Source organism: Thioclava sp. PTB-PU3-1 (assembly GCF_055666785.1).
On the sequence record NZ_JBVNVL010000003.1, the window covers coordinates 294,319 to 306,803 of the forward strand.

The window sequence follows — 12,485 nt, forward strand, 5'->3', positions numbered from 1 at the left end:
ATGACATGAGAGCTCTTCAGATCGCAGCCACAGGCATGAGCGCGCAGCAGATGCGCGTCGAGGTGATTTCCAACAACCTCGCGAACATGTCGACCACTGGCTACAACGCGCGCCGCGCCGAGTTCGCCGATCTGCATTACCAGCAGATGACCCGCCCCGGCACGATCAACGCGACCGATGGCACGACCATCCCCGCCGGGGTGCAGCTTGGCCTCGGCGTTCGCCCGACGGCCGTGACGGTCAACATCGCGCAGGGTTCGCTCAGCGCGACGGGCGGTGATCTGGACGTCGCGATCGACGGCAATGGCTATCTCGAGGTGACACTGCCCTCTGGTATCTCCGCCTACACGCGCGATGGCGGGCTCAAGCGCAACGGCACCGGACAGATCGTGACCTCTGACGGCTATCCGGTCGTGCCGGATATCACCATTCCGAACGACGCGCGCGCCGTTGCGATCAACGCGGAGGGCGAGGTCTATGCCTATTTCGCCGATCAGGTCGCGCCGCAGCTTCTGGGGCAGTTCACCTTGGCGAATTTCTCGAACCAGAAGGGGCTGGAGGCGATCGGGTCGAACCTGTTTCTCGAAACCGGCGCCTCCGGTCCGCCCAATGTGAATACGCCCGGCGCGGATGAGTTGGGCACGCTGCGGCAGGGCTATCTGGAGGAGAGCTCGGTCGATCCGGTGCGCGAGATCACCGAGCTGATCAAGGCGCAGCGCGGCTACGAGCTGAACGCGAAGGTCATTTCCGCCGCCGATCAGATGCTTGGCGCGACGACACAGGTGCGCTGATGCTGCGGCGGGCGATCCTGATTGCGGCATCCGGTCTTTTGCCGGGGCAAGCCCTGGCGGACACGCTCGTCGCGCTGCACACCATGCGCGCCCGGACGATCGTCGCTCCCGCGGATGTCGGGTTGCAACCGGGCGAGGTGGCCGGGGCGTTGACCGGGCCGGAGGAAGCGATCGGCCTCGAGACGCGCGGGGTGATCTATGCCGGTCGCCCGATCCGAGCCCGCGATCTGGGGCAGCCCGCCATTGTCGAGCGCAATCAGATCATCCCGCTCCTGTTTCGCCGCGGCTCGCTGGAGATCCGAACCGAAGGCCGCGCGCTCGATCGCGCTGGCATCGGAGAGACGATCCGCGTGATGAACGCCGCTTCCAAAACCGTGGTCTCCGCGACGCTTGGCGCTGACGGAACTGCCCATGTTGCCCCATGAGGAATTCGCGATGAAATCTCCTGCCCTGTTGCTTTTGTCGATCACGCTCATCGCCTGCGGGCGGCTCGAGCAGGTCGGTAAGGCGCCCGGATTCACGCCGATGGAAGGCGGGAACGAGTTCTACGCCATGGCCTCCTCACCACTGCCCGTCACGACGGAGGCGCGCAGCCCCGAACAAGAAGCCTCTCTTTGGTCAGGTGCGCGCAACTCGCTGTTGGGCGACCCACGCGCCGCCAAGCGGGGCGATATCCTCACCGTCGTGATTGAGATTAACGATAAGGCCGAGATCTCGAATTCGACGGGCCGCTCGCGCAGCGGATCGGATACGATGGGGGTGACCTCGATGCTAGGCATTCCGCAGCGGATCGACAAGCGCCTGCCAGACGGGGCGAGCATGGCCGACGCCGTCTCGACCAATTCGAATTCGACCTATTCCGGCGACGGGCAGGTGTCGCGAAACGAGAAACTGACTCTCCGCGTGGCCGCAACGATCATCGAGACGCTCCCGAATGGCGTGTTGCGCATTCAGGGCAGCCAGGAGGTGCGGGTGAATTTCGAGGTGCGCGAGCTGATCGTCACCGGTTTCGTGCGACCCGCCGATGTGAGCCGCCAGAACGAGATCACCTATGACAAGATCGCTGGCGCGCGGATTTCCTATGGCGGGCGCGGGCAGATCACCGATGTGCAGCAGCCGCGCTACGGCCAGCAGATCGCCGATATTCTCCTGCCCTTCTGAGGTTCCGCAATGCTTGGTAAACTTCTCCCGCTTCTCCTCGGTCTGATCGGCCTCGCCGGTGGCGGTGCGGCCGGGTATTTCCTGCGCCCAGCCCCTCCGCCCGCAGAACATCCCACCGACCCGGCCGCTGCGGAGGGGGCAGCGGAAGGAGATCACGGCGCCGCACCAGAGGCTCATGGGAACCCGGCCGCCGCCGATCATGGGGACGAGGGCGATGTCACCTCCGAATTCGTCAAGCTCAACAACCAGTTCATCGTGCCGCTGGTAACCGAGTCGCGAATCTCCGGCATGGTCATCCTGTCGCTCAGTCTCGAGGTGAAGGTCGGTGAGACCGAGGCCGTCTACCGCGCTGAGCCGAAACTGCGCGACGCGTTCCTCCAGGTGCTGTTCGATCACGCGAATACGGGGGGATTTCAGGGCCTGTTCACGGATTCCGCGAACATGTCGCGCCTGCGGCGCGCCCTGACCGAGACCGCGCGTAGCATTCTAGGTCCCGGTGTCCTTGCGGTCTTGGTCTCCGACATCGTGCGTCAGGACAGCTAGGTCCGGTCCGCGATATCTGCGCCAGACGAGAGATCCCGTGCCTCAGCGCGGGGCGCCTCGTTTCGGGTGGCCAAGTTTCGTGACAACGTCATGGCGCCCCACCGCGCGCGCGGTTGCGCCATGTTGCGCAGCAAGCGCGGGGTCGAGCTCCTTCCGCGCGGCGCGTAGCCGCGTGTCTTCCAGCGACAGGTAGCGCAGATAGGCGAGGGTGTTCTGCCCGGAGGCTGGTTCCTGCGCGAGCGTCTCCCGGGTCGACCGCTCCTCCGTTTGGAAGCTGGCAATTCGCGCATCGAGCGCGCGCGCCCGGGCGTTCAGCCGTGCGAGCGCTGCAAGCTCCGCCTCCCGCTGCATACGGGTCAATCGGGCGAGCGCCGCCAGCCGCTTTACCTGCAATTTGCTCATTTGCGCCATGCCGCACCTCCGCGGGCCGCCTTGCGCATTTTCTCCGCAAAGCGGATCGCGGCGGCGACGGGTTTGTAATGCTCCGGCCGGATTTCTTCGCCAATCTCGATCGCCGCGAATAGCGCCCGCGCGGTCGGCGGGTCCGAATGCACGGGCACCGCATTTTCCGCCGCGATCTCGCGGATCCGCGCCGCGATCGCATCGACCCCTTTCGACAGGCAGACCGGCGCACGACCCGAGGCGCGATCCCATTTCAGCGCGACCGCGTAATGGGTTGGGTTGACGATCACGACATCGGCCTTGGCGGTGTCGGGAACCGATTGCCGCATCGCAAGCTCCATCCCCTTCTGACGTCGCTGTGCCTTCAGATGAGGATCGCCTTCGGATTGCTTCATTTCGTCGGTCAATTCCTTGCGCGTCATCCGGTTGCGGCGCAGGAATTCGGACCGCTGCCAAAGATAGTCGATCGCGCCCATCGTGGCGGCGAGGGCAGTGACGATCATCAGAAACTCGGCGATCATCCGAAACAGCAATCCCACGATCTGCACCGGTTCGAGACGCTGCGTGAGCAAAATCAGATCGGCGCGCGCCTTGAAGTAAATGAAAAGAATCGTCGCGATCACGGCGAGTTTCGTCGCGCTCTTGGCGAATTCGAACAGCCCGCTGCGTCCGAATTTCTGCGCAGCATTCTTCAGCGGATTGATCCGGCTGAGCTTTGGATGGATCTTGTCGGGCGCGACCACGATCGCGCGTTGTGCCCAGTAGGCGACGAGCGCGGCGATCATCGGCACCACGAAAAACGGCGCGAGCGGCAGGAGCAGCGTGCCGATGATCCGCCCGCCCAGGGCCGTCCCGCCACCAAGAAACTGCGCGGCCATCTCATCGGCGCGATCAAGCATCGCCATCGCCCCACTGCCGAACCGCGTCACGCTGTAGATACCCAGGCCGAGCAGTGTCGCGAGAAAACTGCCATAGACTGCGGCCACGGAAATCTCGGTCGAGCGCACCAGATCGCCCTTGCGCCGTGCTTCCTCCAACTTCTGCGGGGTTGGATCGAATTCCTTTTCGCCGGCTTCGTCTTCGCTCATCGCACGGCTCCGAACGGGTTGCCGAGGAAGGCCATGACCGCCTCGCGCCAGATCGCAATGGCGGTGGGCGCACATAGTGCGAGCAGGATCAGACCGCCCGCCGTGAGCGCCGGGGCGCCGACGAACGCGACCATGAGCTGCGGCATGGCTCGGTTAATCGCGCCAAGCGCAACGTTGTAAATCAGCCCGGTGACCGCGAAGGGGGCGGCGAGCGTGAAAGCGAGCGAAAACGCATGCGCGACACCCGAGACGCCCCAGCGACGCAGCGCATCCGGATCGGGCAGTTCGCCCACCGGTAACACCTGATAGGTGCCGAGCAGAAACTCGATTAGCTGGACGTGAAACCCGAGGCTCATCAGCACCGCGATCCCGGCGATCAGCAGCAGGTTCCCGATCGCGGGTTGCGGCTCTCCGCCCATTCCGCCGAGCAGCTGCGAGAGAGAACTCGACTGCGCCGCCATTGTGCCTGCGATTTGCAGAGCGAAGACAAAGGCGCGCAATCCGAAGCCAAGAAAGAGGCCGATCGCGATTTCCGAGGCCAGCCAAAGCGGCAAAGCCGTCCCTTGGTCGAAACTGGCGAGCGTCGGCGCGAGTGCCGGAACCGTCACCAGGGTTATCGCGAGTGCGACACCCGTCTTGATCCGCGCAGGCAGGCTCGTCTCGCCAAAGCCCGGGGCCATGGCGACAATCCCGCCCACCCGCAGCAAGACAATGAAACCCATGAACAAAAAGCTTCGTGCTTGTTGCAGGATCTCGCTTAGCAGATCGAGAAGCGACGGGCTCATGCAGGGACCTGTCCGACCATCGCGGGCCGCGCCTCCAGGCCGATTTCTTCGTAGCTCAGGACCGGCGCGTTCAGCCCTTTCGCGTTGATGACCGTGCGCAAGAAACGCCGCCTGCGCCCTGAAGAGACCAGTGCCGGGAAGGTTCCCGCTTGCGCCGACCCGGCGAGTTTCTCGGCGATATTCGCCGCCAGCTTGTTGAACAGGTCAGGTGGCAAGGCGACATCGCTGCCCGCCTCGCCACCGATCGTGTATTTTCCGAAGCGTTCCTCCCAATCGGGCGCCAGCTGGATCAGGGGAATCGTGCCGTCCTCGCGACGCAGATCGGCAACGAGCTGGAAGCCGAGGCGCTGCCGCACATGTTCGCAGATCTGCTCGGGGCTTTGCAGGTGACGCGCCTCCGAGATCGCCTCGACGATCAGCAGAAGGTTGCGGATCGAGACTCGTTCATCGAGCAGTAGCCTTAACACCGAAAGCAGCAGATCGACCGGCACCTTGTCGGGGATGAGCTCGTCGAGAACGCGTCGATTGGCCTGCGCGCGTGTCGGATCGGAGAGGTTCGCGACTTCGTCGAGCAGCCGCCGCAGCGCCCGCAACGTCATCAGCCGCGAGAAATTCGCCTTGATCACTTCGAGAAGATGCGTCGCGAGCACCTCCGTCGGCCCGACCACGGTTGAGCCGGCAAGCGCCGCGTCTTCCTGCTGATGGGCGGGCACCCAAAGCGCGGGCGCGTGGAACACCGGTTCGCGGACCTCTTCGCCGTCGGGCAGGAACTCGCGATTGTCCGCGATCAGCGCAAGAACATGCTCCGGCATCAGCCGATCGCGCGCCTGCTCCACCCCCTGAACGCGGACGCGATAGTGACCGGGCGGCAAGGTTGCGTCGTCGGTCAGCCGAATTTCGGGGAGGATCAATCCGAAATTCGCCGCGACGTGATTGCGCATGTTGGATATGCGCGCGTCCAGACCCGTCGCCGGATCGAGCGCCATCTTGACCAGATCCGGGGCGAATTCGACATGGATATCGTCGATGTCGAGCACGTCACCCATGGATTTCTGCTTCGGCCCGGTCTCTGGCGCAGGCATTTTCATCGCCTCGCGCCGCGCACGCGTCCGCTCTGCGCGCCGCAGCATATAGGCTGCGGTGCCGAGGATGACGGCCCCCGCGGTGAAAGGCACGAAGGGGAGGCCCGGCACGAGACCGAAAAGCGCCATCAAGACCGCAACGGTGGTCAGGGCGGCCGGGTATTTACCAAGCTGGCGGAACAACTCCAGATCGGTGGAGCCTTTCGCCCCGCCGCGCGACAGAAGGATGGCCGCCGCGATCGAGATGATGACCGCCGGTATCTGGCTGACGAGGCCGTCGCCGACCGTGAGGATCGCATAGGTCTCGAGCGCGCGGTCGAGCGGCATTCCATGCACGACGGTGCCGATAAGCAGCCCGACCACGAGGTTGAGCATCGTGATTAACAACCCAGCAACCGCGTCCCCTTTGACGAATTTGGATGCCCCGTCGAGCGAGCCGAAAAAGGTGGTTTCCGCCTGCTCGCGTTCGCGCCGCTCTCGTGCTTCGGCATGGTCGATCGCGCCCGCATTCATGTCGCTGTCGATCGCGAGCTGCTTACCCGGCATCGCGTCGAGCGCGAAGCGCGCGCCGACCTCGGCCATGCGCCCCGCGCCTTTGGTGATCACGATGAAATTCACGATCAGGATCACGCAGAACACGACCAGCCCGATCAGGACCGAGCCGCTCATGACGAAATTCGCGAACCCTTCGATAACGCCGCCCGCCGCACCCGTACCCGTTTGTCCGTTTCCGATGATGAGTTTCGTCGAGGTAACATTGAGCGACAGCCGCAGCATGAGCGTCGCAAGGAGAATGGTGGGAAAGGCGGAGAAATCGAGCGGACGTTCGATGAAAAGGGTGACGGTGAAGATCAGGATCGCGAGGGCGAAAGAGGTCGCGAGTCCAATGTCGAGGATCCAGGAGGGCACCGGAAGGATCATCATTGCGATGACCGCCATCAGCGCGAGCGCCAATAGGATCGTTGGCTGAAACGCGCGTTGCACGAGCGGAGCCGCCATCACATCCCTCGCGCTTTCCGCGCCGCACGCGCGAACAGGGAGGCGCCCGGGGCACCGCCCGGCCGGGGCGGCTCTGCGTCTTTCGACCTGAGCAGAAGCGGGTAGCTGTTTTCTCGGCGTCGTGTTTGGGATGCGCTTTGTGCCAGCACGATGTCGGGAATATCAGGCAATGGACTGGCCGCGGCAGCGGAAGTGGTCATCACGTCTTTCGGGCCGCTTCTGCCCGCGAGTTTCGCGTAAAACCGGGCAAAGCGTCTCGAATAGCTGTTCGCATGCTCGGGCGTGCGCGAGTGATAGGCGCCCGCCGCTTTCTTCCAGTCACCGCTTTCTGCGTAGAGTGATTTCAGAAATTGTGCCGCATATCGGGCGTTTTCCAACGGGTCGAACATGTCTTCGATCGATGAGAAATGCTGCCCGTGCCATTTGAAATTGATCTGGAAACATCCGACGTCGAAGCTTCGCGCGCCGCGTTTGAATTCCTTGAAAACGTAAGCGAGCGCCAAGTCCCGGTTGTCGAACCAATGCCCAGCGCCTTCCATATTCACGGTCCACGGCCACGGCTCGAAGCCACCCGCGCCTTTGCGTCCGGTCTCATTTAGCGAGATCGCCATGAGCACCGCATAAGGAACGCCGCTTTCGCGCGAGGCTTGCTTCGCGGCGGCCTCGCATAGCTGGGGTTGCCCCGCCGCGGATAGCGGAACGAGGGTTAGACAGAGGACATACAGAGCCCGCCGAAACCAAGGCATGGGATTTTCCCTTTGCAGTGCAATTCTTGCAAACCCAGACCTAGCGGCCAAAGATTTAGAAACCGTTTGCGCCGTTTCTGCGCGTCATTCCTGTGCGGACGGCAAGGCAAGACGGTCGAGCATTTTCGACAGCGTTTCCCGCTCGGCTTGGCTTCGCTCCAATAGGTTGCGTGCCTGAGTGATCGGGCCGCCTTGGACCTCCGCCTCAGGCGGAGGCGGCGCAACGAAAGTTTCCAAAAACTCCTTCTCCACCGCATCGGGCGAAGTCTCCAGGTTTGACCAGTCGCCCTTATGCCAGGACTGCGCGCGCGCATCGTCCGAATTGCCCGCGCGCAGGTAGGCGGCACGCGCGTCGTTGTGTCGACCGAGCCGGGATAAAGCCTCCGCCCGGAGTTGCTCGACTTGCTGACCGCCGAGGTCTTTCAGATGGGCGAGAGCAGCTGCAGGGTCCAACTCAAGAAGCGCTGCCCGAGCGAGCAGAGTTTTGTCCTGCTCCGTCAATGGCGCGGCCTTGCCGAGGAGGCGCACGGCGACTGCCGGCATTCCCAGAGAGATTGCGCGTTCGGCCAATTCTTGTCGCAGGTCCGGTATCTGCGCGACTGCCTCGGCAAGCGGTAATTCGTCGTAGAGGGTTCGAAGGAAGACAGCGTCGCTGGCTTGACCAACCAACCGTGTGAATATTGCCGCGAGCGTGCCGTTTGGGTCCGCGATCGTGGTCGCATCGGCATAGATATCAAAGGCTTTAGGAAATTCGGAATTCGCGGCGTGCCCGATCGCAGCGATGCGCCGCAGCTCCGGTGCCTCTGGCGCTTTGGCGAGTTCGGATGCGAGCGCCTCAGCATTGGCGAGAGCTGCCGGATCGACCTCTCCGCCTGCATCGATTTGGCCGTTGAGCCACAAGATCAACGCGCGCAACCCTTGCTCTGAATTCGTCTTCGAAAGCGCCTCAAGGTTACCCAAAGCTTGTGGATCCGCTTCCTTCGCTTGGATTTCCGCCTCCACTGTATCAAGCGCAGTTCGATCCTCCGTGGTTATTCGGCTGACCGCAGGTTCGAGAGACCTCGCCACATCCGCTGCCCCAATCTGCATGAGCCTAGCCACAAGGTTTGGTGCCAGAGACCGTCGCAGATCCACCGGAAGTGTTTCGAAATTTCGGCGGAGCGCGGCGAATGCGACATCTCGTTTTTCGGGCGGCGGGTCTGATGCAAGGAAAGCCCAAAGCGCGACCGCACCATCGCAATCTGTGAGCCGCGCGAGCGGCGATGCGGCGGCGGCAGGGTCCTGATCGAGAACCGATCCGACAAAGAGCAGAGCATCTTTGCTAGGACCATCCTTGGCCATGTCGCGCAAAAGCGCGCGGGACTCCGTCCCGAAGCCGAAGGCGATGTATAGCCTTGCCAAAGCCATCACCTTACGCGGGTTGGGGACGTCGAATTCGCCCAAAAGATCACGGCGTGCATCGCTGATCTGCGCGAAAGCCGGGCGCTCGTCGATCCAGCTCGCGAGGTCGAAATATCGATCGGGAGGGCATGCGGATACCTCCAGTTGCGTCTGGGGTGGCGTGACGAGATGATCGCGATCAATCACGGTCATCGAATCGACGGCGAGATGCGGCGGAGGTGTCGGAGGGGGTGGACCTATCGGATCATAATCGCTCTCAGGGGCCGCCTTGCTTGCAGGAGACTTTGCTTCTTGCCCGCTTTTTTCGGGCTGGACTTCTGAAGGCTTTACCTGAGCCGACACGAGCCCCTGCGATGCCGCCCGCGAAATTTGGCGTAAGAGGCTCTCTTCAATGCCATCAAGTCGCGGATCCGGTTTCGGCGGGATTTGCGGTTTGGGCGCGCCGTCCGCAATCGTCACCGGCGCAGCGGTGGTTTCGCGCATATGCGGCGGCTGCCAGAAGAGGTCGAGATAGTCCCGTCCAATCGCGACGGGCTGAACGGTTCTTTGCCGGGGCGGGGAGGATGGCTGCGGCGCATTCGTCGGCGAAGATTTGGTCCGATCGCGAACTGCCGCAGCTGGCGACAGCGCGGCTTCATCTGGGGGGATATTCTTGAGGTCGATGACGAATGCACCGCTTTCGAGAGCAAAGGTTTCGGGAACGATTCCGGGTGCGAGTTTCAGAAGAAGCGTGCCATCCGGCTCTGCGATAAGTGCTTTCAACCTGTCACGCGGGATCAACTCGAACACGTTCTGAATCGCATATTGCGGATCTGATGCGTCGGTCGCGAGGCGCAAACCTCCATCTACGGGTGCGAGGGCCCGACTGGCCGATGTGGGTAGATAGACCACAAGGCGGGAGAAGCCGTCATGCTCGCCCGATTTGACCGGAATTAGCGTGGCATAAGCTGGTGCGAAAGGCAGCAGAAAAAGGAACGCGATCCAGAACCTCATGCCGCCTCCGATTTCACCGACTTCAAGGCCTCCTCGAGGTCGGAGAAGCTTGGGCGAATGTGGTGGGGCGTATTCTGGCGGCCAACCTCGATGCAGATATTGGTTGCGTGATTGTGCAGGTTGGCGATCAACACCTCGCGGATCAGTTTGTAGAAGTGGCTCTCTTCGTCGATCACCCCCTTCATCCGGCTCGCGAAGGGGGCGATGAACCCGTAGGCGAGGAACACGCCGAGAAAGGTCCCGACAAGCGCGCCCCCGATCATCTTGCCGAGAATTTCGGGGGGCTGGTCGATCGACCCCATAGTCTTGATGACCCCGAGCACCGCCGCGACGATCCCGAGCGCGGGCATCGCATCGGCGACCGACTGCATCGCGTGGCTCGAATGCATGGCGTGGTGGTAATTCGCCTCGAGCTGCTTATCGAGCACCTCTTCCACCTGCATGGGGTCGTCGTAATTCATCGAGGCTGATCGCATTGTATCGCAGATGATGTCGATCGCCTCGTGATCGTGCAGGATCTTCGGATATTTCCCGAAAATCGAAGAATTTTCCGGGTCTTCGATATGCTCTTCGATCGCGACGGGGTTCTGGCGGGCAAGCCGGATCAGTTCGAACAACAGGCAAAGAAGATCGCGGTAATCGTCGGGCTTCCATTTCGGACCTTTGAAGACTTTGCCGACATCCTTCAGCGTGTGCTTGATCGAGGCCATGTCGTTCGACAGAACGAAGGCGCCGACGGCGGCGCCGCCGATCATGATCATCTCGAAGGGCAGGGATTTCAGGATGATCCCCATCTTGCCGCCCGCCGCGACATAGCCGCCGAAAACCATCGCGAAGATGATCACGATGCCGATGATGCCGATCATGGAAAGCCCCTTCCGTTACTCTTGGGGGACTTTGAATGATTCGGTTTAAGAAATGCCCAAGACCCTTAAGGTCCCGCTCAGTCGCGGGGCGCGCCCGCGTTGCGGCCCGCCATCAGGACGCTAATCGCATAGGCCGTTTTCGGCTCGAGGCTTTCCATTACTGCCGCGGCCGCGGCGGGCCGCATCCGGGCGAGAAAACCTGCGGCGAAATTCGGGTCCATTTCGGCGAAAAGCGGGGCGGCCTGTTTCGGCTTCATGTTCTCGTAAAGGGCGACGAGCTTTCCGACATCTTTCTCGGCCGCGCCATCTGCCACGGCCACGGTCTTGGACAGCGCCTCTTCCGCCGCGACGAGATCATTCAGCCGCGCTTCGAACCGGGTTTCCGCGAGAGCGAGCGCATTGCGGCGGTCGCTGAGCAGCCCCTCCTGTTCGACGAGTTTCGCCTCTCGCACCTTGAGATCTGCAAGCATCGCCATGAACCCCGCGTCGTCGATGCAATCGTCTTCCGGTTTCGCCGCTTCGGTCTCATGCGCGGGGCCGGTCGCCTCGCGCGCCCAGGCTCCGAATTGCACAAGCTGCGATCCGCCGGACAGGACGAAAAGCGCGGCGATGATCCAGAGCGCACCGCGGCCCGGGCGGGATTTGCGACGGCCGGGTTTGCGCTTGGGCAGAAGGGTCATGGCGCCGCCTCCATATCCGTTTCCCGATGCCGTCGGCGCAACACACGGCGGCGCGGTTCACCGTCATCGGGCAGATCGTGCAGCGAGGCCAGAAGCAGTTCGAGCTTCTCCGCCCCCGCCTCTGCGCGTTCCGTCAGGGCACGTAATTGCCGCTCGGACGTGCCCGCGGTCGCCTGCGCCCGCTCGAGCGCGCGCGTCATGTCATCGACTTGTGCGGACAGCACGGCGATCGCCCCGCCCATTCCGGTTTCCAGCTGATTGAACCGCTTGAGTCTGCGCGCGAGCACGAAGCAATAATTCGCCGCCGCCAAGGCCGCGAGTCCGGATGTGATTTCGGCAAGGAATTGCATTGCTCTCTCCCTCAGTTCAGCACGAATTCGATGACCAGAAGGTCGCGCACGCGCCCGTCTCCGGTGACCAGTTGCACCCGCCGCAACATCTGCGCGCGCAGGCGCATCATCGCGCTCGGATCCTCCAGAAGGCTGACATCAACCGCGCGCAAATAGCCGTTAAGCACGTCCATCACGCGCGGCTTCAAAAGCTCCACGTCATGTTGATAGGCGCTGGGTACCTCAAGCTCGGCTGCGAAACGCAGATGGCGCGCGGATGCCCCGCTCAGCGTGATCGCGAGCGGTTCGAGTGCGACATAGGCGATATCGGGAAGCGCCTCGGGTGTGTGCGTCTCCGGCCCGGCAGCACCGTGTGCCGTGTCCGGAGGTGCGAGAATCAGCCCCGAATAGACCGCATAGAAGCCCCCGCCGCCCAGCAACAGCATGAGTACCAGACCGATCAGGAGCATCAGCTTGGACTTTTTCTTCGGTGGCTCTTCGGCCTCGGCAGTGGCGTCCGTCATAGGGGCCTCGCTGTTGCGGTTCGAGACTTGGAATACCCGAGTCGGACTAACCGATTGTTAATCGCATTAAGGGAAGGTGCCTGCGACGCTCGGGT

Annotated in this window: 14 protein-coding genes; 4 read left to right on the top strand and 10 right to left on the bottom strand. The window is 62.7% G+C overall.

The genetic code is table 11. The features are described 5' to 3' along the window. The first annotated feature begins 5 nt into the window (after positions 1-5). The 4 genes from flgG to ACZ7GB_RS11170 are packed head-to-tail and all read left to right on the top strand — an operon-like array spanning position 6 to position 2,495. A complete protein-coding gene (gene flgG, locus ACZ7GB_RS11155; protein WP_472158703.1) occupies positions 6-791 on the top strand; it encodes a flagellar basal-body rod protein FlgG in 786 nt (261 codons plus the stop codon). After that, positions 791-1,216 (top strand): flagellar basal body P-ring formation chaperone FlgA, encoded by a 426-nt coding sequence (gene flgA / locus ACZ7GB_RS11160; protein ID WP_472158705.1) that lies wholly within the window; start codon positions 791-793, stop codon positions 1,214-1,216. Before flgG ends, flgA begins: the two co-directional genes overlap by 1 nt. A 10-nt stretch (positions 1,217-1,226) precedes the next feature. Beyond that, positions 1,227-1,952 carry a flagellar basal body L-ring protein FlgH gene (flgH, locus tag ACZ7GB_RS11165; protein WP_078551122.1) on the top strand — a complete coding sequence of 242 codons (726 nt, stop codon included), beginning with the start codon at positions 1,227-1,229 and terminating at the stop codon, positions 1,950-1,952. Between the two features lie 9 nt (positions 1,953-1,961). Further along, complete coding sequence (locus tag ACZ7GB_RS11170) at positions 1,962-2,495, top strand: flagellar basal body-associated FliL family protein (RefSeq protein ID WP_472158706.1); 534 nt, start codon at positions 1,962-1,964, stop codon at positions 2,493-2,495. 42 nt (positions 2,496-2,537) lie between these two features. On the opposite strand, the gene ACZ7GB_RS11175 is transcribed toward ACZ7GB_RS11170, so the two are convergent. The 10 genes from ACZ7GB_RS11175 to ACZ7GB_RS11220 form a co-directional block, all read right to left on the bottom strand. Next, entirely contained in the window at positions 2,538-2,906 is a 369-nt protein-coding gene (locus ACZ7GB_RS11175; protein ID WP_472158708.1) for a hypothetical protein, read from the bottom strand. Beyond that, a complete protein-coding gene (locus ACZ7GB_RS11180; RefSeq protein ID WP_472158709.1) occupies positions 2,894-3,985 on the bottom strand; it encodes an EscU/YscU/HrcU family type III secretion system export apparatus switch protein in 1,092 nt (363 codons plus the stop codon). The genes ACZ7GB_RS11175 and ACZ7GB_RS11180 overlap by 13 nt, the downstream gene beginning before the upstream one ends. After that, a complete protein-coding gene (locus tag ACZ7GB_RS11185; RefSeq protein WP_246832597.1) occupies positions 3,982-4,707 on the bottom strand; it encodes a flagellar biosynthetic protein FliR in 726 nt (241 codons plus the stop codon). Before ACZ7GB_RS11185 ends, ACZ7GB_RS11180 begins: the two co-directional genes overlap by 4 nt. A 59-nt stretch (positions 4,708-4,766) precedes the next feature. Next, positions 4,767-6,851, bottom strand: coding sequence for a flagellar biosynthesis protein FlhA (flhA, locus tag ACZ7GB_RS11190; RefSeq protein WP_472158711.1), 2,085 nt, complete (start codon positions 6,849-6,851; stop codon positions 4,767-4,769). Continuing rightward, a complete protein-coding gene (locus tag ACZ7GB_RS11195; RefSeq protein ID WP_472158712.1) occupies positions 6,851-7,597 on the bottom strand; it encodes a transglycosylase SLT domain-containing protein in 747 nt (248 codons plus the stop codon). Before ACZ7GB_RS11195 ends, flhA begins: the two co-directional genes overlap by 1 nt. Before the next feature lie 84 nt (positions 7,598-7,681). After that, positions 7,682-9,991: a hypothetical protein gene (locus tag ACZ7GB_RS11200; RefSeq protein ID WP_472158714.1), complete on the bottom strand. Its 2,310-nt coding sequence runs from the start codon at positions 9,989-9,991 to the stop codon at positions 7,682-7,684. Beyond that, positions 9,988-10,857 (bottom strand): flagellar motor stator protein MotA, encoded by an 870-nt coding sequence (gene motA / locus ACZ7GB_RS11205; RefSeq protein WP_472158715.1) that lies wholly within the window; start codon positions 10,855-10,857, stop codon positions 9,988-9,990. Before motA ends, ACZ7GB_RS11200 begins: the two co-directional genes overlap by 4 nt. Positions 10,858-10,934: 77 nt before the next feature. Further along, on the bottom strand, positions 10,935-11,537 hold the full coding sequence (locus ACZ7GB_RS11210) for a MotE family protein (protein WP_472158717.1): 603 nt from the start codon (positions 11,535-11,537) through the stop codon (positions 10,935-10,937). After that, on the bottom strand, positions 11,534-11,887 hold the full coding sequence (locus ACZ7GB_RS11215) for a hypothetical protein (protein ID WP_472158718.1): 354 nt from the start codon (positions 11,885-11,887) through the stop codon (positions 11,534-11,536). Before ACZ7GB_RS11215 ends, ACZ7GB_RS11210 begins: the two co-directional genes overlap by 4 nt. An 11-nt stretch (positions 11,888-11,898) precedes the next feature. Continuing rightward, positions 11,899-12,390: a flagellar basal body-associated FliL family protein gene (locus ACZ7GB_RS11220; RefSeq protein WP_472158719.1), complete on the bottom strand. Its 492-nt coding sequence runs from the start codon at positions 12,388-12,390 to the stop codon at positions 11,899-11,901. Positions 12,391-12,485 lie beyond the last annotated feature (95 nt).